This is a genomic window from Pseudovibrio sp. Alg231-02, assembly GCF_900143565.1.
Classification (GTDB): domain Bacteria; phylum Pseudomonadota; class Alphaproteobacteria; order Rhizobiales; family Stappiaceae; genus Pseudovibrio.
Map to the genome: position 1 here is coordinate 101,864 of NZ_FREX01000002.1, position 25,808 is coordinate 127,671.

Here is a 25,808-nt window from a genome sequence, read left to right on the forward strand (position 1 = left end):
AATGATTTGTTTGCAATAAGTATACAGTCTTAAATTACTTATTGGTGTCTTCAGGATGCGTGAAGTGCGTAACGATTGTTCTTTGTACTCCTTCTATATTGAAGGTAAGTGGCAATTGTTTTTAGGTGGAATTACTAGGCAGGTTCGCGCCCTTATTTTCTACGGTTTTGCGCTGTTTTGCTTTGTATGTTTCATCAATAATTCGCAGGCAGGTTTGGTGAAACGAGAGATTATCGGGTTGTACGATAGCCTTCGTGAGGCTGAGCCATCTGCAACGGCAATACATAATTTTCTTGAGATGCCATTGAACCATCTTGGTTATTCGATCCGGTATATTGACGTGAATGCGGGTTTGCCGGAGGTGAGCCAGGCGGAAAACGCGGCCGCTGTTGTGAGCTGGTTTCAGGGGGCATTGGTTGACCCTGCTTTATATTTTGAGTGGGCTGATAAGCAGGCAGGCTTAGGACTGCAGTTTCTTGTGTTTGGTGAGACCGGAATTCGTGATCTGGAGGAGGATGGAGCAGCGTTGAATCTGTTTCTGCGGCATCTGGGGCTTCGGTTTGAGACGGGTTTTGTGATGCTGACAAGCGCCTCGTCAGAGCTTCGTCTGGATTCAGAACTGGTTGCCTTCGAGCGGCCTTTTTACAAGATACTGCCGGGATACTCACTGGTTACGCGCATATCCCGAGATGGGCTGTCGATTGCTTCCGTTCTGCCGCCCCTGCGTGTCGCGGCGGAGAGAACACAGTTGGCGTTTATTGGAGCTAGAGGAGCTTATGTTCAACCCGGATTTGCGATTGCCACAGACGATGTACTTAACCGGCAGAAGTGGTTGATTGATCCGATAGGATTTCTTCAACGTGCGCTTAAACAGGAGCGTTTTCCTATCCCGGATACATCAACGCTGATGGGGCGCCGAATTTATTTTTCGCACATTGATGGTGATGGTTGGAACAACATCTCTTATTCCTCCAAGTATCAGGGACAAAAGGCATTATCCGGCGAAGTGATGCTGCGAGAACTGATTGAGCCTTATCCTGATTTACCAGTCACTTATGGTCTGGTGACAGCGGATGTTGATAGGAGTGAGGGAGGCGATGATCGTGGCGTTGGTCTGGTCAGAGAGTTGTTCGCTCTTCCGCAGGTGGAAGTGGCCAGCCATACCCATTCGCATCCGTTTCATTGGGCTTTCTATCGGAATTATGACCGTGCAAAAGAGCTGGCGCTTATTCGTGAGAAGAATGTTGCGCAAGAGCCAGCTGCCGTAGGGCCTGTGAGCTGGCTTTCCAGACGTTTCTTTGGTGAGAGTGGCAAGGCTTCTTTCAAGAACTATCTGGCACAGAATGTGTCTATGCCTCGCTATTACATGCGCAAGCCGTTTTCGCTTGTGGGGGAGATCGGCGGGTCTCTTGCTCAGGCCGAAAGCTTTGCGCCGAAGGGCAAAAAGGCGAAGTTGTTCTTGTGGTCTGGTGACACGCAGCCGTTTGAGGAGGCACTCGCGCATACACGCAAGCTTGGTGTTTACAACATGAATGGCGGCGATACGCGGTTTGATCGCGACTGGCCTTCTCTGAGTTATGTGGCCCCATTATCCCGTCAAATTGGCGCAGAGCGGCAGATCTATGCTGTCTCCAGCAACGAGAACACATACACGAATGATTGGACGGGGCCGTTCTATGGATTTTCTCAGTTGCATCAGACAGTTGATAATACTGAAAGCCCGATCCGGTTGAGGCCCTACAATGTGTATTACCACACCTATTCTGCGGAACATGACGCATCGCTCAGAGCGGTTCGGAAGCATTTGGACCGTGCGCGTGATGGGGCTTATCTGCCCATTTTTGCCTCGCAGTATGCAGCGATTGCGAATAGCTTTTTTGGGGTGAAACTCTATCAGACTAGTGATCGCAGCTGGCTTGTTTTGAACCGGGGGCGTCTTCAGTCGTTTCGTTTTGATGATGCAAGACAATGGCAGATTGATTTAGCGAAGAGCAAAGGCGTTATTGGTTCTAAACACCACCAAAACTCGTTGTATGTCTCGTTGGATCCAGCTGTTCGCGTGCCCGAGATCGTGCTGAAATCATCGCAAAGTGACGATGATGAAAAGGTTGCCAGCATCACGGAAGCCCGATGGCAGGTTTATGATTTAGTGCGGCAGCCTTGTCGTATTGGTTTTCGTGCATTTGGGTTTGGGGCTGGGGAGTTCCAGTTTCGTGGACTGTCTTCGAGCCTTTATCGGGTGAAGGTGAGGAGAGAGAATGAGCTTGTCTTAAGTGATGACGTTCAGCCTTTGCCAGATGGATCTTTGCGTCTGGATTTAGCTGTATCCGGGATGGAGCCATTGGACATTTCATTGATATGTAATAACTGGGCTTCGACAGCACGCATGGCGGTGAAGGGGAGGCAGCCATGATCCGCTTCCTCAAGTATCTGTCGCTTTATCTGCTGTTTCTGGGGATCGGTTATGCGCTTGTTCCGGGGCAAACAGAGAAGATTGCCGTCCAGATTAAAGAGCAAAAGTATCATGAGGCTCGGAAGCATTTGCTGGCCTCATTTGAGGAAGACGACAGTAGCCCGGAGGAGTTTCTTCAGCTTGCTGAAATTGCAGAGCAATTGGGGTTTGTTGAGGAAATGCACCGCATGCACGAAGCGTATATTGAACGCTCTCCTGATGACCTTTGGGTGCTGCGCAAGATAGAGCTTTACCATCGATTGGCGGGTGACTTTCGGGGATATGTGGAGACCTTGAAGGCAATTGCGCGGTTGAGCGATGAGCCTGAGGATCGTGATAAGCTGCTCGCTACGTTGCAGTTTGAAGGGCTTTATGAGGAAGAGCTCTCAGAGCTTTCCTTCTTTGAAGCCAAAGGGGTGTTGAAGCCTCAACAGCTCGGTCGGTTGGGCATGTTGCACTTTCAGGGGGAGAGGATGGAAGAGGCTGCTGCGGCTCTTGCTAGGCATCACGAAAGTGCTTCTTTAGCACCTAAGCACTGGCCTGTACGTTTGGCATATTTTCATAGTCTGCTTGAAATTGGTGACTTTCTCAGAGCCGAAACTGTTGCTCTCAGTCTGCGAGAGACCAAGGAGCCTTGGGCAGATTTTGACTTCCGGAGCGAGTTTTTGCGATATGGCCGTGATGAATACATGCGGGAGGCAGAGGTGCCTGAGGGGCTAGCCACCATTTTGTCTTGTGTCATCAGACCCAAGGAGGGTGATCAAGACTGTCCATGACATCGTAATTTGAGAGGCTCTAGCTGATGCTTTTGAAGATGCACCAGCCTCAGTTGTTGGCGTCTCTAATGTTCTCAGCTACGCACTGCCGCGGATGACCAGTTCAGGTTCTACCACGACAGACATTTCCTTCTGGTCCGGGTCTGCAAGGCGGGCTTCCAGTGTGTTCATGAGGTTTTGGACAATCTCGTCGATTGGATTGGTTGCTGCGGTAAGGTCAAAGCAGGGCCAAGCTGCCATTGGCATGTTGTCCGACCCAACAACGGCGACATCTTCCGGAACGCGCAGGTTCAATATGGATTTTGCTGCATTCAAAACTCCAAGAGCAGCAGCATCCGAGACACAGTAGAAAGCGTCGGGTGGATTATCACTTTGCAGGAGGTTCAATGCTGCCTGCAGGCCGCTTTCGAAATCAAACCGGGTTTGTGAAATGCCGTGGGGTTGAAGGCCAGCCTCGCCCAGTGCTTCCAGATATCCTTCGCGGCGACCGGTGTCCGCTGTGATGCCTTCAATACCGCCGATGTACGCAATCTTTTTACACCCGCGTTTGATCAGATGCCGTGTGCCGAGTAAGCCGCCCCGTTTGTAGTTCAACCACACACAGTCTGCGCCTTTTACGGTTGGGCCCAGTCCTGTGTAGATCAGCGGCACGTGCATTTTCTTACTGTTCTCGATCACTTGCAGATCCACCGTACCAGCACGGACTATGGCGGCTGAGACTGGATACATCAGCGCTTTGCCCAGTGTTTCAGCAATATTTTCTTCTTCCTCAGAGCGAATTTGAAGAGCCCATTTTCCGCGTTTTTGCAGGGCGGTCGACAAGCGATTGAAGAAGTCTTTGTCGTACATGCCATCGGTGTTTCCAAAGACGACAGCTACCAGATCTGATTCTTGTTTGATGAGGGAACGTGCAAGTGCGTTGGGGCGATACCCCAACTCAGAAGCGACTTTTAAAATGTGATCGCGGGTCGCTTTGTTGAGGCGATTCTCTGCTGTGAACGCACGGGAAACGGCAGAGACAGAAACGCCTGCGGCACGTGCAACATCTTTACCTGTCAGTCTTTTCATCGCTTCTTACTATCTTGGATGATTGTCATTTTAACTTCAAAGAAGTCGCTTAAAAGACCTCTATTGCAATCGATTGCCAAAACTCATAGCATAATGCTTTGGTTGCTTAAAGGGGGGCAAGTTTCCGGAATGGTTGGCGTAGGAATCGAAATCGAAAAGCTTTGTGTTGGTTACGACAAGACCAGTGTTCTTCATGACATTGATCTTGAAATCAACTCTTCTGAGTTTGTTGCGCTGCTGGGTTCATCTGGCTGCGGAAAGACAACTCTTCTGAAAAGTCTCTCCGGTTTCATCAAACCCATGTCGGGGCAGATCCGCGTTAACGGGAATGATGTTGCACAGTTACCGCCTGAGCAACGCAACATGGCGATGGTGTTTCAAAGTTATGCGCTCTGGCCTCATATGACGGTTCGTCAGAACATGGGGTATGGCCTGAAGCTGCGTGGGATGTCCAAGGAGCAAATCAACCGGAAGGTTGATGAGCTGTTGACGCTGCTGGGACTTGCGGATTTTGGGGACCGCAAAGTGCCCAACCTTTCTGGTGGTCAGCGTCAACGTGTGGCGCTTGGCCGGGCACTGGCTGTCGATTCTCCGATCCTGTTGCTGGATGAGCCGCTTTCCAATCTTGATGCACGCATTCGCTTGTCCATGCGGCATGAGATCCGTTCTTTGCAACAGCGTATGGGTTTGACGGCAGTGCATGTGACCCACGACAGGGAAGAAGCGATGGTGATGGCCGATCGCATTGTTATTCTCAATGGAGGGCACGTTGCGCAGGTGGGCACACCGCTGGAAGTTTATGAGCAGCCAAAGTCCAATTTTGTTGCGACCTTTATGGGCGCTGAGAACGAAATTGCCCTCAATGTTGAGCGTGCAAATGGAACTTTGAGCATTGCAAGGCAGGAGGCCGTCAAGGCTGCCAGCTTAAGCGTTTCAAACGAGATTGGTGATGGAGGTGTGAACTGGCAGGCATCAGCTGCCGGATCTGTTCGGGGGCGTTTCCGCTCCAGTGCAGCACATTTGCGTGCCGATGAAGCCGTACCTGAGGGGCATTTGGCTCTGGCGGGTAGGGTGACACAACTCAGCTATCCGGGGGGGGTATTTCGTTACGAAATAGAAAGCGCCGGGCAGCTCTACATGATCGACGATCCTTGTCGATATGCAGTTGGCGATGTGGTGACGATCTGCGTGCCAGCTGGTGGGCTTCACCTTTATTCCGAGGCGGCCTGACACCTTTTTAAACGTGAATAGAACTTTTTTCTCAACGATCTTAACCCAGGAATTTTGAGTGATGACACTTAAGTCAGTTCTTACAGGTGCAATCTCAGGTGCTGTGATTGCTGTTGCTCTGCCTGCGTCGGCTGAAACCCAGCTGAACGTGATTACCGGCGGCTCCCAGAACATGGTTGAATATGTGACCGATTATCTGGGCCCGCTTTTTGAAGAAAAATACCCAGGCGTGAAAGTTCGCGTCACTGGGACCGGCCCGGGAGATGCTGGTTCTCAGAAAATTCTTGAAAAGCTGGAAGCACAGTCTGCTGCGGGTAAAGAGCAGTGGGACATCGACGTTATTGTTGCTGCGCAGAAGAAAACAGGTGAGATGAAGGAGAAAGGCCTTTTGGCTGATTTCCGCGACAACATCGAAACCGGCAAAATGGTGACGCGCGCGACGGCTGAAAATGCGCTTGGCGTTTATGTTGGCGGCTATGTGATGCCAATGTTCCATAGCCAGACGGCGATTGCTTACAACCCGGCTTTGGTGCCAAACCCACCTGAGTCTTATGACGAGCTGCGTGCATGGGTAGAGAAGTACCCAAAACAGTTCGGCTATAACGGCATCAAAAACGGTATGTCCGGCGTCGCGTTTGTGACTGGCTGGATGTACACCTACGCAGGTGACACAAAGACCCTGCAGAGCGGTCCATATGACCCGGCGAAGAAAGATACCTGGGCGCAGGCTTATGCTGATCTGAAAGCGTTCAACGAGAACGTGACTTTCACTCCGGGTAATGCTGGCACTCTGGACATGCTGAACCGTGGTGAGATCGTGATGGGTCCGGTTTGGGTCGACATGTTCTATTCCTGGCAGGGCGATGGCCGTATTCCACCAAACCTGAAGCTGAAACTGATTGCACCGGGTATGCCTGGTCAGCCTTACTACTACGCAACCCCAGCGAAGGCTGCGAACAAAGATCTGGCTGAAAAGTTCATCGAGTTGGCAACCAGCCCTGCTGTTCAGGCAGAAGGCATTGTGAACCGCTTCAACTGGTATCCAGGCATCGATGCAGACCACGTGAAAGCAGCTTTGGATGAAGAAGTCTGGTCCAAGTTGTTCACTGACGTCACACCTCTTGAACTGGCTCAGAAAGGTAAACCGTTCCCGATTGGTCCTTACTTTGACGACATCAAAGAAGGTTACGAGCGGCAGGTTTCTAACTAAGCATATCTGAAAGAAACCGGGAGGGGCATATGTCTCTCCCGGCAAGTTTGGTTTTGGTGAGAGGTGGTGTCCATGAGTGGACAAAGTATGTCAGTTGGGCCGGGTCGGATGGGGGCAATATTGCTTGTTGCGCCTGCACTGTTGATGATCGGCTTTTTGTTTGTTTATCCCTTTGGCTATTCTGTGGTTTCAGCCTTCACAGACAATGGCGAAGGCAGCTGGCATATCGCCAATTTTACCAAGGCTATTGAGTTCTATTCCAAAGATATTCTGTTCACGATTGTGATTGTCAGCCTGTCTACGGTGGTTATCGGCGTGCTGGCTGTTGCTATTGCGGGCTATCTGACGCTTGGCGAAAACCCGACGGCTGTCGCTGTTCTCAAGTGGCTTTATCGGTGGCCGTTGTTCATTCCGTTTATTGTGAGTGCGCAGTTGATGCGGACGTTTTTGGCAAAGAACGGGATGATGAACAACATCCTCACCAGCTCTGGCATTATCGAGCCACTTGCGGCGCAGAGTTATCTGGACTGGCGCGGGATTGTGATCACCTTTGTCTGGAAGCAGACACCGTTTGTGGCTCTGCTTGTTGCGGGTGCTATGGCTTCCATTGACCGCACCACGATTGACGCTGGCCGGATTTTTGGGGCTTCCCGCCTGCGTATTCTGATTGAGCTTGTGGTGCCGCAGATTGCGACGACCCTGATGGTTGGGTTGATCCTGTCTTATGTGGTGATGCTGTCTGTTCTTTCTGTGCCGCTCATGATCAACGCGCAGTCACCGACCATGCTGACTGTTGATATGGCGTGGCGGATCAACTCCTACGGCGACTATGGCGTCGCTAATGCGCTGGGCATCATGTCCTATCTGTTTACCGGGGTGGTTGCGTGGTTCTATCTGCGTCAGAGCCTGAAAGATAAGGGAGCATAAGATGGTGCAAGCTGCTCTTTCTTCCACTTGGGTGCGCACAATTACCCGCGTTCTCACCATGAGCCTGCTGGCTTTTGCGATCTTTGGCCCGATCACCAACATGCTTTTGTGGGCTGTCGCGGAAGTTTGGTACTTTCCTTACAAGCTGCCTCTGGAATACGGCTTTTCCTTCTGGGAACGTGTTTTCCGCCCTGAAGGCAATGCTACCGAGGCCCTGTTTTCCAGCATCTGGATTGCGTTGCTGACTGTGGTGGTCAGTCTGGCGATTGCCATCCCAGCTGGATATGCTCTGGCGCGTGGGAAAATGCCGTTCCGCTATCTCATCATGCTGCTGTTTCTCCTGCCGCAGGCCTTTCCGGCGGTTGCTGTGCATATGAATGTTGCGCGCATTTTTTATGGATTGGATCTCACCGGTTCCATTGCAGGTGTTGTGCTGGTTCACGCTAGTCAAGGGCTCGTGTTTGCCGTATGGATTGCAACTGCTGCTTTTGCTGCTGTAGATGCGGAGCTGGAAGCTGCTGCGCGTAACATGGGGGCAGGGCGCTGGCGCACGTTTACTGATGTGACATTGCCACTGGCTTTGCCGGGCGTTATGGCAAGCGCGATCTTTGTGTTCCTTATATCCATGGACGAGTTTACCGGAACCTACTTTGTTGGTGCGCCAGATGTCGTGACGCTGCCGATGTTGCTGTTTACCTCCAGCATGGAAGGCAACTACCAAATCGCGTCCATCTCCTCCCTGATCCTGCTGGTGCCATCCGTCGGCTTCATGCTGTTTATTGAGCGTTTCCTGAAAGCAGATGTGTTGGCGAAGGTGGGGAACTGAGGTTGCTTGAGAGACTAGATTGAGAGTGTCAATTGGGATTTGATCATTTGTTGTTTTGATCTCAATCTTGAATGCTTATGCAAGCAGGCAGGGTAACTCTATAGGACGTCGTAAGACGAAGTGCCTCAGGTGGAGGTTGGGCTTAATTGTTGGGTATGGCTTCGTTGTTCCTTGCGCTCTACCTTTTGGGGAGTTTGATGGGCTGCCTTGAGGAGAGAACTGCAGATGCGTTTGCGCCTGGTGCTTGGGGATCAGTTGAGTTTGTCTCTTTCCAGCCTGCGCGATGCCAAGCCGGGCGAAGATGTCATTGTGATGGCGGAGGTGCGCGAGGAAGCGAGTTATGTTCGTCATCACAAGAAGAAGATTGCGTTTCTGTTTTCGGCAATGCGTCATTTTGCCGAGGAGTTGAGGTCTCGGGGGCATCGGGTTGTTTATGTAAATTATGATTGCGCTGAAAATACTGGTCGTTTGTTTGGGGAAGTTCTTCGATTAATCAAGAACGAGACTGTTTCTGAAGTCATTGTGACAAAGCCCGGTGAATATCGCCTGTTGGATGAGATGGAGAGCTGGCAGGAGCGGTTGGGTGTGCCGGTAGAGCTGCGTGACGATGACCGCTTTCTCTGCTCTGCTGAAGGTTTTCAAAAGTGGGCGTCCGGGCGCAAGAGCTTACGGCTGGAGTACTTTTATCGAGAGATGCGACGTGATCATGCCATCTTGATGGAGGGTGACAAACCTCTGGGCGGACAGTGGAATTATGATCATGACAACCGCAAGAGCGCACCAAAGGAGTTGGATGTTCCAGCTCCTTTTTCTGTAGAGCCAGACGAAATCACAGAGGAAGTTCTGGCGCTTGTTGCGGAGCAGTTTCCCGAGCATTTTGGTGACTTGCAGCCGTTTTCTCTTGCTGTGACCCGTGAGGATGCGCTTAAGGCGCTGGATCAGTTTGTTGCTGAGCGTCTCGGCAGGTTTGGTGATTATCAGGATGCTATGGTTCAGGGCGAACCCTGGATGTTTCATAGTCACATCAGCTTCTACCTCAATTGCGGATTATTGCTTCCTCTCGAATGTGTTCGTGCGGCGGAGCGGGCGTATTTTGACGGGACTGCACCGTTGAACTCTGTTGAGGGTTTCATTCGCCAGATTGTGGGGTGGCGAGAGTTCATTCGTGGGATCTATTGGCTTTCCATGCCTGACTACGCAGGACTAAATTATTTTGAGGCCTCTCGAAATCTGCCTGAGTTTTACTGGACCGGTGAGACGCAGATGAATTGTCTTCACCAGTGTATTGTGGAGACAAAAGCGAATGCTTACGCGCATCACATTCAGCGGCTCATGGTGATCGGGAATTTCTCGTTGCTTGCCGGGCTTGCTCCCAAACAAATGAGTGAGTGGTATCTCGCAGTTTATGCAGATGCTTATGAGTGGGTGGAGTTGCCCAATGTGAATGGAATGATCCTGTTTGCGGATGGTGGGCTGTTCGCTTCAAAGCCATATGCAGCCAGTGGTGCTTACATCAACAGAATGTCGAACTACTGTGAGCATTGCTCTTATTCCCATGCAACGAAGACGGGTGAGAAAGCCTGTCCCTTCAACTACCTTTATTGGAATTTTCTGGATCAGAATGAAGAGAAGCTCCGGGGCAATCCCAGAATCTCGATGATCTACCGCAGCTGGGACAAGATGAGTGACAGCAAGAAGAACGAGATCAGAAGTGATAGCCGCCGTTTTCTTGGGCTGTTGGATGGGACGCAAGCGTGATCTGAAAGTTACCTCGCTGCGTAAGAGCAAACAGAGAGGGCGTTATGGCAGAACATGAGAAGCTTGTTTGGATTATTGGAGCGAGTTCCGGCATCGGAGCAAACCTTGCCCAGTTGTATGCGCGTTCTGGATGGCAGGTGATTGTCAGTGCGCGAAATGAGCAGAAGCTTCAGGCTGTTGCTCAGGATGCCAGCAATGTTGACGTGATGCCGCTTGATGTGACCGATGCAGTGCAAGTCGCTGAGGCCTTGGAGCGTTTTCAGCAGACTGACAAACTGCCTGACCTTACGGTGTATTGCTCAGGCGTGTACTTTCCCGGCGGCATAGATGTGTTGAGTGAAGAGCACTCTGTGGCTTCCATGGATACGAATTACTTTGGTGCTGTGCGTGTGATTGCGGGGCTCTTTCCGTTGCTGAAACAGCAAGGTGCAGGGCATATCGCGATCGTCAGTTCATTAAGCGGGTATTGCGGTCTTCCCAACGCTGCTTGTTATGGGCCAACCAAAGCGGCGCTGATCAACCTTTGTGAAAGTTTGAAACCTGACTTTGACAAGGCTGGGATTGACCTGTCGCTTGTGAATCCGGGCTTCGTAAAGACCCCTATGACTGACAAGAACACCTTTGAGATGCCGTTTCTTTTGGAACCAGAGCAGGCTGCCAAGGATATCTATAGGGGGCTTAAGAAGCGCAAGTTTGAGATTTACTTTCCATTTCGCCTTGCCGCTATCATGAAGATCCTGCGCTTGTTGCCATACTCTCTCTACTTTCCGGTTACGAGAAGGATGAGTAAACGATGACTGAGAGAGCTGATCTGGAGGCTACTGCAAGGCAGTATGCGCTTTTCTTTGAAGAGGTTACGCCGGACCGTATCGAAGACGTTCATGAACTCATTAGTGATGATGTGCACTTCATTGATCCGTTTAATGATGTGAAAGGGCGTGCCAACTTCGAAAAGGTCTTTCACAAAATGTATGAGGATGTTCAGGAACCGCGGTTCAAGATACTCGATCTGGCCTGGTCTGGTGATCTGTGTTTCATGCGTTGGGATTTTACCTGCAAGCAAAAACTGCTTGGCAACTGGGGCGTGCGGGGGGTGACAGAGGTGCACTTTGACAAGGATGCCAAAGTTTGTGCGCACTATGATTATTGGGATGCTTCACGCCATTTCTATCGCAAGCTGCCGGTTATTGGTGCGATGATCAGATGGATTGCTTCGCGTGCTGCGATCTAAAGGATTGGTTGGGCCTGTCTGGCCCAACTTTAACTTCGTCAAATTGGTTTTCTGATCTGAAACAGGCCAACATTGATGGTTCCCTCAGCAAAGCCAGCCTCACAATATGCCAGATAGTAATGCCACATCCGCTTGAAGCGGTTGTCGTAGCCCAGCTTGGCGATTTCTGGCCAGCTCTGGAAGAACGACTTTCTCCAACGTATGAGTGTCTGCTCGTAGTCTGCACCAAAGAACTCACGTGTCACGAGTTGCAGTTTTTGCTGCTCAATCTGCCTTGCAAGTTCCTTAGCTGAGGGAAGCAAACCTCCCGGGAAGATGTAGCGCTGAATGAAATCAACGTTCCTGCGGTAACTATGGAACTTTTCGTCAGAGATGAGAATTGCCTGAATGACAGCAGTGCCACCCGGTTTCAGGCGAGACTTCAGCTTTTCAAAATAACCGGCCCAGTTCTCTTCACCCACTGCTTCGATCATCTCGATGGAGACAATGGCGTCGTACTGGCCTTGCGTTTCGCGATAGTCGCGCAGTTCGAAGGATGCACTTCCGTCAGTTTCTTGGGATTGAAGGCGGAATTGGGCAAATCTGAGCTGCTCTTTCGAGAGCGTGATGCCGTGCACATCACGTCCGGCAGTGCAGGCATGTTCAGCAAAGCCACCCCAACCGCAGCCAATCTCCAGAATTTGTTGGTCTGGTTGTGTATCGGTCATCTGCAAGACACGATCGTACTTTCTACGCTGGGCATCTTCGAGTGTTTCGTGCTGTTTTAGCTTGTAAGCAGATGAGTAGGTCATCGTCTCATCGAGCCAGTGGCTGTAAAAGTCATTTCCAAGATCGTAGTGGAACGCGATGTTGCGCTTGCTACCGTTTAATGTGTTTGCATTTGCCAAATGGCGCAGGCGGGCGAAAGCGCGTGAGAGGATGCCGCGTTTTGTGACGGACTGCATGATGTGTTTATTGGCCACCAGCAAATCGAACAGAGACCTCAGGTCGCTACATTGCCAGTCTTCTTCCAGATACCCTTCGGCCAGTGCGAGAGAGTTACCGGAAAGAAGACGCCATAAAAGGCGAGTGCTTAAAATCTTGACGGTTACGACCGGGCCTTTCCCAGAGGGGGTGCCATAGGAAAGCATTTGATCATTGGGAAGAATGACCCACAAATGACCTTCGGAGAGACGGCGGAGCATACGGTCCAGCAATGTCTTCCAGAGTTTTGAGGAGAGGTTAAGCTCCGTCATTTTTGTGTCGGTCAACGGACTGAGGGAGGAGTGATCTCTGAGTGTCATGGGTGTCTCCCTGAGTTTATTTTGGTCTTTTTGAGTGCTGGAGTTTGCTTGTGCATACTCGTTACGATGGATGCTGGCGGTGATGGTCGCTTGTGAAAGCGAGCGCCTTTGATCCAGAGTTTGAGGGCTTCGAAATGAATGAGCCCCAGGATTTTTGCCGAATTCTGGAAGTACCGAAGGCCGATCTTGAGGAGGCGCGTTGTTGTCGCCGCCTTTTGTTTTCCCTGAAAACTGGCGGTCAATATAGGAGCGTTGCCCTGTGTCAGCCGAATGATGAGTGAAACATGGTCTGTTGGCGGGCGCGCCACAAAATGATAATGGCCGGAGACTTCCAGAAACGGTGATACATGGAAGTTCTTTGGGCAGGAGTGTCGGTAGGCCTGTTGAATGCCTTGATGTTCAGATGGCGTTATTTCAACGGCGTAATGGTGCATGTCGCCAAAGGTGTTCCGAACCTGATAGAGAATGGCTTCCAATCTGTTTTTCGAATAGCAGTAGAACACACTGATTGGATTGAAGGCTCTTCCTAAAAATCTAGGGTATGCGAGTAGGCGTATCTGTTCGGGAATGGCAGTGATGTGCGCTTGTTTCAACACATCCTCTACATAACCGCGCAGGGATGCATGACCTTCTTCCATGTGGTCTGATGGATGGAAGCTGAATAGGTTGAACCGGTCGACGGACAGCAAGCGCGATATTTGGTTCACGTCCTGCAATCGGTCAATGTCGATTGAAAAGGAAACGGCTTTATAGCTGAGCTTGTGTTTGATCTGATCATGACGGCAGTGCACTACATCGCCCAGGTAGATCCTGAGCGGTGCATTGGTGGAATCCTGCTGTCGTCCTGTCAGGATCATTCCGCAGCCTCCTGATAGCTTCCGTAGGGCCAGTCTTCAGGCAGGCCAATGCGTCCGTTGGGATTATCGCATGTCCATGGGCGTTGGACGTTACCGAGCGCCTCAGCAACGGCCAGGCCAGACTGCAACCCATCCTCATGGAAGCCATAGCCCAGGTAAGCGCCGCAGAACCAAGTGCGCCGTTCCCCCTGAATTTGCCAAAGTTGCCTTTGAGCGGACAGTGCAGTTTGATCGAATACCGGGTGGGAGTATTGGAAGGTGCGCAGTACGGAGCCTTCAGCTGGTTGATGGCTCGGGTTGAGGGTGACAAACACATCCTCAGAGGTGCTCAGTCTTTGAAGGGCATTCATCCAGTACGTCACGCACAGAGCGTTGTTTCCCATCTGATTGCCGATGAAGTTCCATGCGGACCAGGTTGTTTTGCGTTTCGGCATGAGGGAAATGTCGCGATGTAGAATGGCGATGTTTCGCTGATACCGGATTGATCCGAGGATCTGACGTTCTGCCCGAGAGGCATTGCCTTCCGCATTGAGCAGGGCAAGTGCTTGATCTGAGTGACACGCAAACACGATATGATCGTAGGAGGATGCGTGACCGCTTCTTGAGTAAACCGTGATCGATCCGGGTTTGCGCTGGATATCTGAAATGCCGGCATTCAAAATGACTTTGCCGGAAATCTCTGAGGCCAGTTTCTGAACATAGTTGCAAGACCCACCTGAAACGGTGCGCCATTGCGGTCTGTCGCGTACTTGCAAAAGGCCATGATTGTTGCAAAAGCCGATGAACGTGCGGAATGGAAACTGCAGCAATTGCTGTGGAGGCATAGACCAAATGGCAGCGCCCATGGGAAGCAGATGCTCATTGATGAAGTTGGCTGAATAGTTGTTTTGAGTGAGATAACTGCCCAGTGTTGCTGACTGGAGTTTTGGATCTTCGGCGTCCTGAGGTGCATCCTTATAAAAGCGGAGCGTTTCCGATACCATGCGCAGGAAGTTGGGGCGGAAGAGGTTAGATTTTTGAGCGAACAGGCCTTTCAAACCTGAGCCAGAATATTCGCGGGCGCCTTGATCGAGCGAAACTGCGAAGGACATTTCGGTTGGGTCTGTCTGGATATCCAGATGATTGAAGAGTGCAGTCAGATTGGGATAGGTTCTTTCGTTATAGACGATGAAACCGGTGTCTACAGCGACGTCTTTATCAGCGACTTTTACGTGCTGCGTGTTGGCGTGGCCGCCGAGACGATCATCTTTCTCGTAGATATCTACATCATGACTTTTAGAGAGAAGCCAGGCTGCGGAAAGACCGGAAATTCCACTCCCAATAACTGCAATTTTCATAGCTCACATCCAATCCAAAGTTTCTCTTTTTAGGAGCGTTGATTGGAAATGGATCACCTTAGGCAGGAAAAAGTGATCCAATTGACAAACTGTTTGGTAAAAAGACTATGTGACACAACCCGGCGGTTTGCAGAGCGATGGTTACGATGCAGCTTCAAAATAATGATGGCGAGAGCGAGAACAGCCTGACCTCCGCAGATTTGAGCGCCTTGCTCCAGTCTCTTGGGCAAGAGCGGTCTCGTCAAATTTTTCGCCAGCTCTTTGAGTTCTTTGCTCCTCGGCTCAAGACTTACTTTCTTAAAGGTGGAGCAACCTCTGAGCTGTCAGAGGAACTGGTTCAGGAAACTTTCGTGATCGTGTGGCGAAAGGCTGAGATGTTTGATAGTCGTAAGGCTTCAGCGTCGACCTGGATTTACACGATCGCTCGTAACCTCCGGATTGATCGTTTTCGTAAAGAGCGGCGGTATCTTTATAAAGATGATCAGTTTTTTGCCAATGCGCTGGTTGGAGAAGAGACGCAGTTTGATGACCATCACCAATCACAACTCAGCGAACGGGTGAAGAAAATTCTTCCCCTGTTGCCAGCAGAGCAATCAACCATCATCAAACTGGCGTTTTATGAAGATGCTAGTCATTCAAAAATCGCCCAATACCTGGAACTGCCGCTTGGGACCGTTAAATCCCGGATGAGATTGGCACTTGGGCGTTTACGGAAACTTTTGGAAGGGGTGGACCTATGACCAACCATCACCTCAGCGATGAAATCGTATGGGCCTATGCAACCGGGTCTTTGCCTGCAGGACATGCCTTGCTCGTCTCCTGTCATCTGGAGCTTTGCCAAGGATGTAAGGCTCGCTTAGCTGAAGCGGAAGCCCTTGCAGGCGCGATGCTTCAAACTACTGAGCAGCAAAAGCCTTCTGACGACATGTTCGACCTTCTGATGGCTCGGGTTGAGAACGAGCCAACGCTTTCGGCGGGTGCCTATCTGGCTGAACCCAAGCCTGAGAAAGGCGTGCCATCGGCGCTGTGGGATGTGCTGGGGCATGGATACAGCGGTATCAAATGGAAGATGGTTGGTCCGGGGATCCGGCAGTTCATTTTGCCGATTAAATCGAGCGAAGGTGAAAGCGCACGTTTGTTGAAACTGTCTCCGGGGTTTGTCACACCTGAGCATTCGCACCACGGGTCAGAAATGACACTGGTGCTGCAAGGGTCGTTCAGTGATGAGACCGGACGCTATAAGATCGGCGATGTTCAGGAAGCAGACGAGCATGTGCATCACCAGCCCATTGCAGATACAGAAGAAGACTGCATCTGCCTTGCAGTGACCGACGCACCACTCGACTTCAAAGGCTTCTTTCCCAAGCTTCTGCAGCCATTTATTAGGATGTAATAGTATGCGTATGGGACACAATTGACGATTTACTTTATGCGCAAGCCCCTTGGAGTCTTGTCATCTAAAGTTTAATTTTAAGAGAGATGGTCCAGACAGAGAGAAGTATCCCTCTGACAGGAGGGTAATGTTGCCAGTTTCGGCCAGCATTACTCTTCTCTGCAATTTGCAGTTATGTCTAGATGACTTGGTCTTAACCATCACTACGATTGGGGTAATGAGTACTCTCCCAAATCTCTTCTTCAATAGGGATGTTCGAGGATATATCTCTGACTTTTTTGGGGGTAGATTTGAGAGAGCAATTTTGTTTCATAATCACGACAAGAGGAGTGAGAATGTGGGCAGACCCCTTTATTTGTCGTATTGCTGCAGAGAGCATGATCAATAGTATCCAGTGCAAGATATGCGAGTACTCGACCTAGTATTTTTCACACTATTATTATTTGAATTTCATGAGTAGTTATCCGTTTAAGATTAGTGGAAACATTATCCCTTATTTGGATTGATTTATTAGGGGGACGCAGGTCCAACATAGTCACAGGTGGCGTCACGCCCGGCCAAAATCAAAATTGGTAGCGTAGTTTTGCTGTGAGAGCCTTCAATAACTGAGGGAACTATCATTTCGTTGTGCTCTTAAGTGTCGGGGGTGTAAGAAAATGGATGCTGGACGTTATCATCTGAACTTTGCAAGCTTACCACTTGATTTCGACCACGTCTTTTTGCTGCGTACATGCGAGCATCAGCTAACTTGAATAAATTGTCCAGATTGCCGTTTGCTTCTTCAACGATTGCGACACCAATTGAAACAGTTAAGCGAATTGTATTGCCATCTCGGCGTAATGGATTACTCTCGATTCGATTGCGAATTCTTTCGGCAATTTCTGTTGATACAGTATTAGATGTGTCACTGAGTAATATTGTAAATTCTTCCCCGCCATAACGGCAGACAATATCATCCCCTCTTACAGTAGTGCGAATGATTGTTGCTATATGATTTAGGGCTTGATCACCTAATTGATGGCCAAACGTATCATTAATTCTTTTAAAATAATCAATATCTATCAGGATGAGCGATAAATTTCGCTTTTTTTTCGCAGGTAATTCTTCAAGTTGTTTGAGGTGGCCACTGAAGTACTTCCTGTTGTAAGTAAGTGTAAGTGGATCCATAGTTGATGCTCGATGCATTTTTCTCAGTACATCGAGCTCTACATTGGAAAAAAGAGAGTATCGCAATATTATCTTTGGTCCGATGCGAATTACATCATTGGGAGATATCCAGCATCTTTTGATCTTGTTCCCATTTACAAACACGCCATTACGCGATTTCAGATCAATCGCTTGAACGCCTTCTGGCGTTGTTTCCAAAAGCAGATGCTGACGGCTAACACTCGCGTCTCTAACCATTATTTGGCAGTCTGGCGAACGACCAATTTGAACCCTTGGAGCAGTCAGAAGATGAACTTGCCCAGTTTCGTTACCACTAACAAACATAATGCCAGGCTGGGAGTTGTCGTTCTGACCTGAATGACTTGCTAGATCAATAGGGAGTTGTAGGTGATCAAATTGAACTGTCTCATCTGATCCTTGTCCCAAATCACTTGCCTGATCTACTGAATTCTCGGTCTTTCCAATTTTCAAATCATCACAGTTCATTTGGAGCCCCGGCCATCTCTTATTTTCCGAAGCGATCAGACTATTGTGCCGTCACGGTATTCGGATTTATCAGTTAGCACGCATTTTCTGCTTTGATCGTTAACACTCTCGAGTTAGCCAAAACCCCTAACATTGGATTATGGGGCATTAGTGCTCGTTAGTGTTGTGTGATGAGCGCGGAAATTGCTTTAAAATATATTACACTAAACTATCATTGTAAATGTATGCACGAGTGATAATAAAAACTACGTAAATATATTTGATTCTTAATTGAGGGTAAGAAATTATGTCTACAGATAACAGTGAGAAAGTTGAATATGATCAGGATGTACTGATTGTCTGGAAAGATGAAGTATATCGGATCTCTGAGGCTGAGTGGAAAGACAAAACTCCTGAGCCAATTTCTGAGCACATGAGAGTGGAAGAGCTGGTGAAGTTTGGTGCAGCAGTTGCTTCAATTCCAAACTACGAGGAGAAAGGTTCTGAAGAGAAAATTTCACCGAGCAGTGTTGGAGGGACATGCTTTCTCCTGAATATCGATGTGATTAAAGGCGGTTATTAATAGATATGGCTCCGCATAAAGCGGCGGAGGCGTGTTTTCGGGGTGGTGAAGAGCTACAACGAAGTCATGCCTCTGAAACATCGTTAGTGGAGAAAACACACCGTAGAGGCACGCATCGGCTCGTTTCACCTGTCCAGACGATTGAGCGGATTGAGCCCTATTTGCAGTCTTTTGGGATTACCCGTGTCGCGAATATCACCGGCCTTGATAAGATCGGCTTGCCTGTGGTTGCTGTCTACCGACCTAATGCGCGGTCGCTGGCCGTATCTCAAGGCAAAGGCTTAGACCTGGCGGCAGCCAAAGCTTCCGGCATAATGGAGGCGATTGAAGGCTATCACGCAGAACATGTAAAGCTCCCACTTCGTCTGGCAAGTTTCTCTGAGATCTCTCAGGACGGGGCTGTGCTTGATGTTGGACGCCTACCGCACAATAGCGCTCGATCATTGGATCTGAACCGGCAGATTCTATGGTGTGAGGGGCGTGATCTGGTGTCTGATTGTTCGGTTTGGGTGCCCTATGAGATGGTGCACACCAACTTTACGCTGCCACTGTCCGGCAGCAGCGGCCACTTTCAGATGAGTTCTAACGGACTTTCCAGTGGCAACTGCTGGCAGGAAGCGGTTAGTCATGGGATTTGTGAGCTGGTGGAACGCGATGCGCTCGCACTTTGGTCTGCTCGAGGGGCGACAGCGGATCCGAAGGGTGCTCTGGATTTATCTAGTGTTGATGATCCGGATTGTCTTGAGGTGATTAAGATGCTGCGCGATGCAGGACAGGCTGTCGGTGTTTGGTCGATTACGACCGATATCGGGCTACCAACTTTTGCTTGTACGATCGCCGATTTCGTTCCCAACCATCTTGGACAATATTATGCAAGCGATGGCAGTGGATGCCACTCAGTGCGTGAGATAGCCCTTTTGAGAGCTTTGACGGAAGCTGCCCAAACTCGACTAACATTTATTGCTGGAGCTAGGGATGATGCTCACCGCGACTTTTTTGAGGTTTCCAGAAATCGCGATCGCGTGGAGACTATAAGGAAAAGAATAGGTAAGTGCGCTGAGCTTCAAGGCCTTTCGTTCAAGGACGTGCCGAGTTTTGACGGGGAAAGCTTTGAGGAGGACATCACTCATCAAATTGCACAATTGCGGGCGGTAGGAGTTGAGCAGGTCGCACTGGTGAACCTAGGAGGGCATGTTGACGGCATTGAGGTCGTGCGTGTTGTCATTCCTGGTCTTGAAGGTTTACATGATGCTCCGGGCTATGTCCCTGGCAAGCGATTGAAGTCGCATAGTCTTGATTTAGCTGGCGGTACATAAAGCTATGTCTGTTTTTGTTTTTCTTGGCCCAAGCCTTGCTCTATCTGATGCCCAGGCCGTCTTGGATGCGACTTATCTTCCGCCTATTTCGCAAGGTGATGTTTATCGTGCTGTTGAAGATGGTGCCCGTATGATCGGAATAATCGACGGGTATTTCGAGCAAGTTCCTTCTGTTTGGCACAAGGAAATCCTATGGGCTATGTCGCGAGGCGTTCATGTTTATGGGGCTGCGAGTATGGGCGCATTGCGAGCTGCTGAGTTAGCTACCTTTGGGATGACTGGCGTCGGCAAGGTGTTTCAGGCCTATCATGAGGGGCGGCTTGAAGATGATGATGAGGTTGCCATTGCTCATGGGCCGGCAGAGTTGGGGTATCCAAAACTGTCTGAGGCTATGGTCAACATCCGTGCAACGCTGGATCGGGCGGAGAGCCAGCATGTCATTTGCAAAGAGCTTCGAGAGTTCTGTGAGGCAACCGCAAAATCCTCTCACTTTCCTGAGCGTTCTTACAAACGTCTGTTGTCCTCTATAGAAGGCCAGGCAGATTGCGATGAAATCGAGACATTTCGAGGCTGGCTTTTAGCTGAGCAGGTGGATGTTAAGCGTGATGATGCCTTGGAGATGCTCAAAACCATGGCTTCGCAGCAAGCGGGGGCTTTAGAGCCAAAGAAGGTGTCGTTTGCTTTTGCGCATACGGACACATGGGAAAAGTTAATCCGGCAGATCGCCCCTTCAGAAGACCCAGTGAATATTGATGATCTGCTGGATGAGTTGCGTCTTGATCCAAAGCTGTATGCTCAGATTGTCGATGGTGCGATTGCACGAGCTCTTTCGCTGAAGGAAGCGGATCGAGTTGCTTTACAGGAGCAGCCAGAGAAATTTCAGCTAAAGCTCCACTCCTTCTTTGTGAGGCGTAATCTTGTTGAGGGATCGGAAATTCAGGACTGGCTGCATGAGCAGGAACTCAGCTCTGAAGACCTGATTTCTTTGATTAAGCGTGAGCAACGTATCGAAACCATCAGAGATGGTTTGGATGCTGATATTCGCAAAGCACTTCCAGATGTGCTGCGCGCTGCCGGGAAATATGGCTCTCTTGTCCAGAAGGTTGAAAGCAAGAAGACGTTGGTCCCATCTGACGTTCTGGAAGGTTTTTTTCTAAACGACGACAACCCCACTGAGGAACAGCTCTTAAGCTGGCACTTTACCGAGCGATTGAAGACTCCCGTTCCTGTTCATATAGATAGTCACATCGCTGGATTGGGCCTGAAGAGCCGAAAGGCGTTTCTCCAGACCCTTGTCATGGACTATTTGCATGAGACTGCGTTGTCTACAGCGCATCAAGTCGTTGTGAGTGAGGCTACCAGCTGAGCTAGATAGTCATTGAGTGGTCGTGGGCGGAAGCCCAATGTTTTTTCAGCTTCTTCATTGTCAACGATACAGCCGCCCTCAACACACACACTCATCAAACCGGAAAATGTTTGCATCATTGGGTCGCCAGATGAGGACATTGCTTCCAGCTGTGTTTTTGGCATGTCTTCGCGCTGCAATGGTCTGCCAGCGAGCTGTTCGCAGCGTAAGATGATCTCTTCCTGACTGAGCGCTTCGGCACCGCCGATTTTCAAGGTGCGGTTCCGAGCCTCAGGTGTTTCCAAAGTGGCTCTGACGGCCACACACACATCATCTATCGAGATCCAGGAAATTGCGCCTTTACCGCCGCCAAAAGTAAGTATTGCATTTGTTTCAGGATTGATACCGGTTGGCGCTGCCAGCCAGGACTCCTGAAAATGAGGCGCTTGCAAGATGGTATAATCCATCTCACCACTTCGCAGGGCATCTTCGACCGCCCGTTTTGCAGTCTGGAGCGGGAATGTTCGACCAAACTGGGGGAATGATAGGTATACAAAATGCTTTACATCGTTCTCTTTCGCGAGCGTGACCAAATCCAACTGTCCTTTCAGGTCAACGCTCTCAAAGCTGTCACCTTCAACGGGCCTTGAAACAGATGTCGCTGTAGAGACAACTGCATTCACGCCTTGGCAGGCAGTTTGAATTGTTGTGGGGTCTTTAAGGTCTGCGTGAACAACTTCAGCACCAAGATTTTTAAGCTTTTCGACGCTCTCTTGGCTGCTGCTACTTCGCACTATTGCTCTTACCTGGTGCCCTTTGGCTCGTAGTTCTTTACAGACTTTAGAGCCGAGCACACCGGTTGCTCCAACAACAAGGATCATTTTATTTCCCTCAAAATGATTACGTGATTCTAACTATGTATATTACAAGAATCCTCTGGTTTCGGCTTGAAGCAATGCTTCTTTTGCGCAGCTCATTACTTTGCGATAATCCTTTGTGGAGAAGCTCGTGATTATGCCCTCCAACGGAAAGTCTACCTGATCGGGGAGTCTCAGCTGAACTTCATGTCTTAAAGTTTGCGCGCAGTTGTTCAGCGCTTCTAGGTCGCCTGCTTCAGAAGCGATCTTCAGATCAGTTAGTATGGCTGTCCATTTCATTGCATATTCAAAGGGGAGGGCCGACCAAACCTTTATTGCTTTTTGGGTTTCTGTTTTTGCTGAAGCAACGTTTCCTTGCTTGAGCATCACCCATCCCAATGATGCATGCGCGACACCAACGTAATCCATCATCTGAGCTTTTTTTGCTGCCTCCAGTAGCTCCAGCGCTGCAATCTCGGTTGCAGTTAGGTCTCCCAGTCTTCTTAATAGTATGACATGGTAGCAAAGCGTGCGAACTTGGCCGCTGGTATCGCCGATTTGCTTTGTCATCTCCAGAGCCTTCAGTAGAGCTGACTTCGCCTCTTCAAGCCTTCCGGCAAATAATAGAAGAAATCCAAGCTCAAATTGTGCGACGGAAATCTCTATGTGCCTTCCTGTTTCAATGGCCGATCTCAACAGCTGTTGCCCTAACTCAACTGTTGCTTCGTTGACTCTGTAGCGATCGCGGCGCAGATTTCTGTATATAAGCGAAAGGTACAGTTTGTAGTGATGGTCGGGGTTGCCGCTGTGCTCGATTAAAGTTTGTGTCTCAGAAAATTCTTGGTCCATTTTGTGATAATTTGCGGCCCAGTAATGTGTCCACAAGCGAGCAACCTTGATTTCTATGTATTCCTCACGTGTTGCAGTCAGCGTGCGCTTATCTGTTATCAAGACGCGCGCGGCTTCATCCAGAGCTGTCAGCGCCTCTTCATGCCTATGTTCCGCTTCATAGGTTTTGGCCCTCAGTCTGTACAGGCGGGCCTGCGTGATCAGGTTGGTTGGCTTTTGGTCCAGAGCGCTTTTCAATGCACTACGGGCGAGGTCATGGTTTCGTTTGAGCGAATACAGGCCTGCCAGAGTTTCGTTAACTGATATGCTTTCCCTAGACCAGTCCTCTTTGCGTTCTGGTTCAAGGGTGCGGGCCTTCTGGATTTCCGACAGGGCGGTTTGATAGAGTTTGATAGCTTCATCATTTGCGTGGTGGCGATGAGTGTGATCTGCTGCAAGTTGCAAATGTCGGGCTGCTCGACCGGGAACGCCTGCACAGGCCCAATGATATCCTAGGCGCGCGTCGATATTATCGGATCCTTTTTCACTCGCACTTACTTTGTCCAGTTCAGTCGCTATTCTCTCATGCAGTTCGCGGCGACGGTGAGCGGAAAGTTGGGCTTCTGCTACCTCCCGGATTTTATCGTGAAGGAAGCGGAAGCCATCTTTTTCGTCGGCTTCTAAGATTTGGCGTTCAACCAACTCGTCAATCACATGGCCGATCGTCTCTTCGTTCAGCTTTTTAACAGAGGCGATGAGGTCTATTTCGAACTGACGGCCAATGAGTGCGGCGCAGTCAACTGAACGGCGTGCGTCTGGGTTAAGCTGGCCAATGCGGAGGGTGATCAACTCACTCAATGAACTCGGCAGTGGGAGTTTTTCAAAGCGGGTTGTATCGGATAGTGCTTTGTGCGCGAAGGCCCACTTGCCAGATTGGTCCCGCCGGAGCACCTGTTCTGCCACTGCTGTACGAAGATACTCAGCAATGAAGAACGGGTTGCCATTGCTACGCTCTAAAAGGAATTCTGCGAATGCATCAGGAAGCCGGTTTATCGCCAGCATGCCGCTAGCTAATTTTTCAATGTCATGGGTACCCATTCTTTCCAAGGAGACATCACTGACATCGTCAAAAGGCAAAATAGCATTGATCTCTTTGGTTCGCTCTTCGGATCTCATAGTTCCAAGCAAAAGTCCGGAGATGCCGTCCATGCCTTCTTCAGCAAGGTGTTTTAGAAATGCCAGGGTTAATTCGTCGGCCCATTGCAGGTCATCAAGGATCATCAGCAAAGGGCAAGTTTGAGAATAAGCGGTCAGGACACTACGCAAGGCTTCGAATAGTCGTATGAGCGTTTGCTCTGGTTCGAGCTTTGGCGAAGTAGGAAGGTGCTTCGCCCAAGGGAGAGATTTTATGCTGGTCGAGTATTGAGATAATACTGCGGCATGTTTCCCTATTAGTATTTCAAAGTTCTCCTTTCCCCCTTCGATGCAAGTGTCAGCGATCTGATCCAACAATCGTAAGAAAGGTTGGAGTGGTTGGCTGACTGGCTTAGTTTGAGTGCTGTCTCTTACTTGAGAAGCGCACTCGCAACTGACAACCGACATTCCTGACTTCTTAGCCTTACTGGCAATCTCTGAGACGAGGCGTGTTTTACCCAGTCCGCTTTCACCGAAGACAATATGGATCTGCCCTATTCCATCTTTGGCGTTGCTCAGATGACTTTCTATATTTGCCTGTATCTTGAAGTTTTCAATAAAGGACGCGCGATAAAGATACGGCTTTGCTGAAAGAGTCGCTACTGGCCACTTTGGCCGCTTTACGCCGAGTGCTTCAATCGACTGCAAAACAGTTTCTGCGTAGCCGATGCGTTGGTCCGCGGTTTTTGATAGGAGCGACATGATCATGTCATCTAGTGTTTTGGGAACACCATGAACAAGATCAGATGGATTGATCGGAAGGCGTTCGAGATGACCGCGAAACACCTGAGTTTGCGAGCCGTTGAAGGGTTTCAATCCGGTCACTAGCTCATATAAAATACATCCAAGACTGTATAAGTCGCAGCGAGCATCGAGAGTTTCGTTTCGAATTTGCTCTGGTGCCATAAAATGAGGGGATCCGCTGATGACTTGGGCGCTTTCAATGACCTCTCGACCGACTGAGCCACGTACCTCAGTGACAAGGCCAAAGTCAGCCAGTATGGGAAACTTGCTTTTAAGGATGAAGACGTTGCTGGGCTTTAGATCGCGGTGAATAATTCCCAAGCCATGTACATAGGCAAGAACCTCACAAATGCCGTAGACAAGCGTAAGGGCATCTTCGAGTTGGCCGGAAGCTGCAATATTGTGATGATCCGGTAGGACGTTGTGGTCAGGGTACGTGATGTTTTCGTCTAGATTAATGTCATCAAAACCGGAGATAGTTGTCTCGGGGCTGTATTCTGCTGCGAACCACTCCTGGGTAGTGGAGGTGGAAGCCGCTGATCGGTGGTCTGACCAGATTTTGTCAATCGTGTTGGCAAGCGTAGGTGCGTCAATTACTTCCATAGCATGCCATGGGAGGCCATCAGAGATGCCATGGTCGAGAATCTGAATAACTCCAGGATGCTTAAGCTTTGCGAGAGACCTTATCTCGCGACGGAGTTGGTTTAGCTTGGATGCGTCGCGCTTAGTGGCCATTTTGATGGCGACATGTTTGCCGGTGGCTGTATTTTCACCAGTAAAAACAACCCCGTTACTGCCTTGCCCTATCTGCTTGATTATTCTGTAAGGGCCTAATTGATTGTTTTTTTGATTCATCTGAGTATCTATTGCTGAGGTTCAGATGTAATATATCAATATTATCTGGCTTTATCGATGTGATATTTTAATCAATGTTTGAATTTGGCCGGTAAAATAGCATGCT

The 25,808-nt window shown here is 49.7% G+C and carries 21 protein-coding genes; 14 read left to right on the forward strand and 7 right to left on the reverse strand.

Features of this window, described 5'->3' with window-relative positions; genetic code table 11:
- Positions 1–217: 217 nt before the first annotated feature.
- Complete coding sequence (locus DHN43_RS06045; protein WP_208994956.1) at positions 218–2,413, forward strand: polysaccharide deacetylase family protein; 2,196 nt, start codon at positions 218–220, stop codon at positions 2,411–2,413.
- Positions 2,410–3,228, forward strand: coding sequence for a tetratricopeptide repeat protein (locus tag DHN43_RS06050; RefSeq protein WP_108818066.1), 819 nt, complete (start codon positions 2,410–2,412; stop codon positions 3,226–3,228). Before DHN43_RS06045 ends, DHN43_RS06050 begins: the two co-directional genes overlap by 4 nt.
- Positions 3,229–3,306: 78 nt before the next feature.
- On the opposite strand, the gene DHN43_RS06055 is transcribed toward DHN43_RS06050, so the two are convergent.
- Entirely contained in the window at positions 3,307–4,296 is a 990-nt protein-coding gene (locus DHN43_RS06055; protein ID WP_093518349.1) for a LacI family DNA-binding transcriptional regulator, read from the reverse strand.
- A gap of 129 nt (positions 4,297–4,425) precedes the next feature.
- On the opposite strand from DHN43_RS06055, the gene DHN43_RS06060 reads away from it, so the two are divergent.
- The 7 genes from DHN43_RS06060 (at position 4,426) to DHN43_RS06090 (ending at position 11,478) form a co-directional block, all read left to right on the forward strand.
- Positions 4,426–5,526, forward strand: a complete 1,101-nt coding sequence (locus DHN43_RS06060) for an ABC transporter ATP-binding protein (protein ID WP_108818067.1) — start codon at positions 4,426–4,428, stop codon at positions 5,524–5,526.
- Between the two features lie 61 nt (positions 5,527–5,587).
- Positions 5,588–6,736 (forward strand): ABC transporter substrate-binding protein, encoded by a 1,149-nt coding sequence (locus tag DHN43_RS06065; protein ID WP_063290076.1) that lies wholly within the window; start codon positions 5,588–5,590, stop codon positions 6,734–6,736.
- A 108-nt stretch (positions 6,737–6,844) separates the two neighbouring features.
- Entirely contained in the window at positions 6,845–7,663 is an 819-nt protein-coding gene (locus DHN43_RS06070; RefSeq protein ID WP_063290166.1) for an ABC transporter permease, read from the forward strand.
- A 1-nt stretch (position 7,664) separates the two neighbouring features.
- Complete coding sequence (locus DHN43_RS06075; protein WP_063294022.1) at positions 7,665–8,489, forward strand: ABC transporter permease; 825 nt, start codon at positions 7,665–7,667, stop codon at positions 8,487–8,489.
- Positions 8,490–8,714: 225 nt separating this feature from the next.
- Positions 8,715–10,247 (forward strand): cryptochrome/photolyase family protein, encoded by a 1,533-nt coding sequence (locus DHN43_RS06080; protein ID WP_108818068.1) that lies wholly within the window; start codon positions 8,715–8,717, stop codon positions 10,245–10,247.
- A gap of 44 nt (positions 10,248–10,291) precedes the next feature.
- The gene (locus DHN43_RS06085) at positions 10,292–11,044 is read left to right on the forward strand and encodes an SDR family NAD(P)-dependent oxidoreductase (protein ID WP_108818069.1); all 753 of its coding nucleotides are present in this window, start codon (positions 10,292–10,294) and stop codon (positions 11,042–11,044) included.
- The gene (locus DHN43_RS06090) at positions 11,041–11,478 is read left to right on the forward strand and encodes a nuclear transport factor 2 family protein (protein ID WP_108818070.1); all 438 of its coding nucleotides are present in this window, start codon (positions 11,041–11,043) and stop codon (positions 11,476–11,478) included. Before DHN43_RS06085 ends, DHN43_RS06090 begins: the two co-directional genes overlap by 4 nt.
- 38 nt (positions 11,479–11,516) lie before the next feature.
- Here DHN43_RS06090 and DHN43_RS06095 read toward each other — a convergent pair whose 3' ends face one another.
- Genes DHN43_RS06095 through DHN43_RS06105 form a run of 3 tightly spaced genes read right to left on the reverse strand, consistent with a single transcriptional unit; the run spans position 11,517 to position 14,955 of the window.
- Positions 11,517–12,761 (reverse strand): SAM-dependent methyltransferase, encoded by a 1,245-nt coding sequence (locus DHN43_RS06095; protein ID WP_108818071.1) that lies wholly within the window; start codon positions 12,759–12,761, stop codon positions 11,517–11,519.
- Complete coding sequence (locus DHN43_RS06100) at positions 12,758–13,618, reverse strand: DUF1365 domain-containing protein (protein ID WP_108818072.1); 861 nt, start codon at positions 13,616–13,618, stop codon at positions 12,758–12,760. The genes DHN43_RS06095 and DHN43_RS06100 overlap by 4 nt, the downstream gene beginning before the upstream one ends.
- Positions 13,615–14,955 (reverse strand): NAD(P)/FAD-dependent oxidoreductase, encoded by a 1,341-nt coding sequence (locus DHN43_RS06105; RefSeq protein ID WP_108818073.1) that lies wholly within the window; start codon positions 14,953–14,955, stop codon positions 13,615–13,617. The genes DHN43_RS06100 and DHN43_RS06105 overlap by 4 nt, the downstream gene beginning before the upstream one ends.
- 146 nt (positions 14,956–15,101) lie before the next feature.
- Here DHN43_RS06105 and DHN43_RS06110 point away from each other — a divergent pair, with 146 nt between their 5' ends.
- Complete coding sequence (locus DHN43_RS06110) at positions 15,102–15,695, forward strand: sigma-70 family RNA polymerase sigma factor (protein WP_108818074.1); 594 nt, start codon at positions 15,102–15,104, stop codon at positions 15,693–15,695.
- Entirely contained in the window at positions 15,692–16,348 is a 657-nt protein-coding gene (locus DHN43_RS06115; protein ID WP_108818075.1) for a ChrR family anti-sigma-E factor, read from the forward strand. The genes DHN43_RS06110 and DHN43_RS06115 overlap by 4 nt, the downstream gene beginning before the upstream one ends.
- Before the next feature lie 633 nt (positions 16,349–16,981).
- Here DHN43_RS06115 and DHN43_RS06120 read toward each other — a convergent pair.
- Entirely contained in the window at positions 16,982–18,001 is a 1,020-nt protein-coding gene (locus DHN43_RS06120) for a GGDEF domain-containing protein (protein ID WP_108818076.1), read from the reverse strand.
- A gap of 286 nt (positions 18,002–18,287) precedes the next feature.
- Between DHN43_RS06120 and DHN43_RS06125 the strand changes: the two genes are divergently transcribed.
- From DHN43_RS06125 to DHN43_RS06135, 3 genes are read left to right on the forward strand one after another with little or no spacing between them, the layout of a single operon-like run.
- Positions 18,288–18,563 (forward strand): hypothetical protein, encoded by a 276-nt coding sequence (locus tag DHN43_RS06125; RefSeq protein WP_063303184.1) that lies wholly within the window; start codon positions 18,288–18,290, stop codon positions 18,561–18,563.
- A 5-nt stretch (positions 18,564–18,568) separates the two neighbouring features.
- A complete protein-coding gene (locus DHN43_RS06130) occupies positions 18,569–19,879 on the forward strand; it encodes a YcaO-like family protein (protein ID WP_108818077.1) in 1,311 nt (436 codons plus the stop codon).
- A gap of 4 nt (positions 19,880–19,883) precedes the next feature.
- On the forward strand, positions 19,884–21,245 hold the full coding sequence (locus tag DHN43_RS06135) for a TfuA-like protein (protein ID WP_108818078.1): 1,362 nt from the start codon (positions 19,884–19,886) through the stop codon (positions 21,243–21,245).
- Here DHN43_RS06135 and DHN43_RS06140 read toward each other — a convergent pair.
- Both DHN43_RS06140 and DHN43_RS06145 read right to left on the reverse strand, forming a co-directional pair.
- Positions 21,215–22,105, reverse strand: a complete 891-nt coding sequence (locus tag DHN43_RS06140) for an SDR family oxidoreductase (protein WP_108818079.1) — start codon at positions 22,103–22,105, stop codon at positions 21,215–21,217. The two genes, DHN43_RS06135 and DHN43_RS06140, sit on opposite strands and share 31 nt — an antisense overlap.
- A gap of 42 nt (positions 22,106–22,147) precedes the next feature.
- Entirely contained in the window at positions 22,148–25,702 is a 3,555-nt protein-coding gene (locus tag DHN43_RS06145) for a protein kinase domain-containing protein (protein WP_108818080.1), read from the reverse strand.
- Positions 25,703–25,808 lie beyond the last annotated feature (106 nt).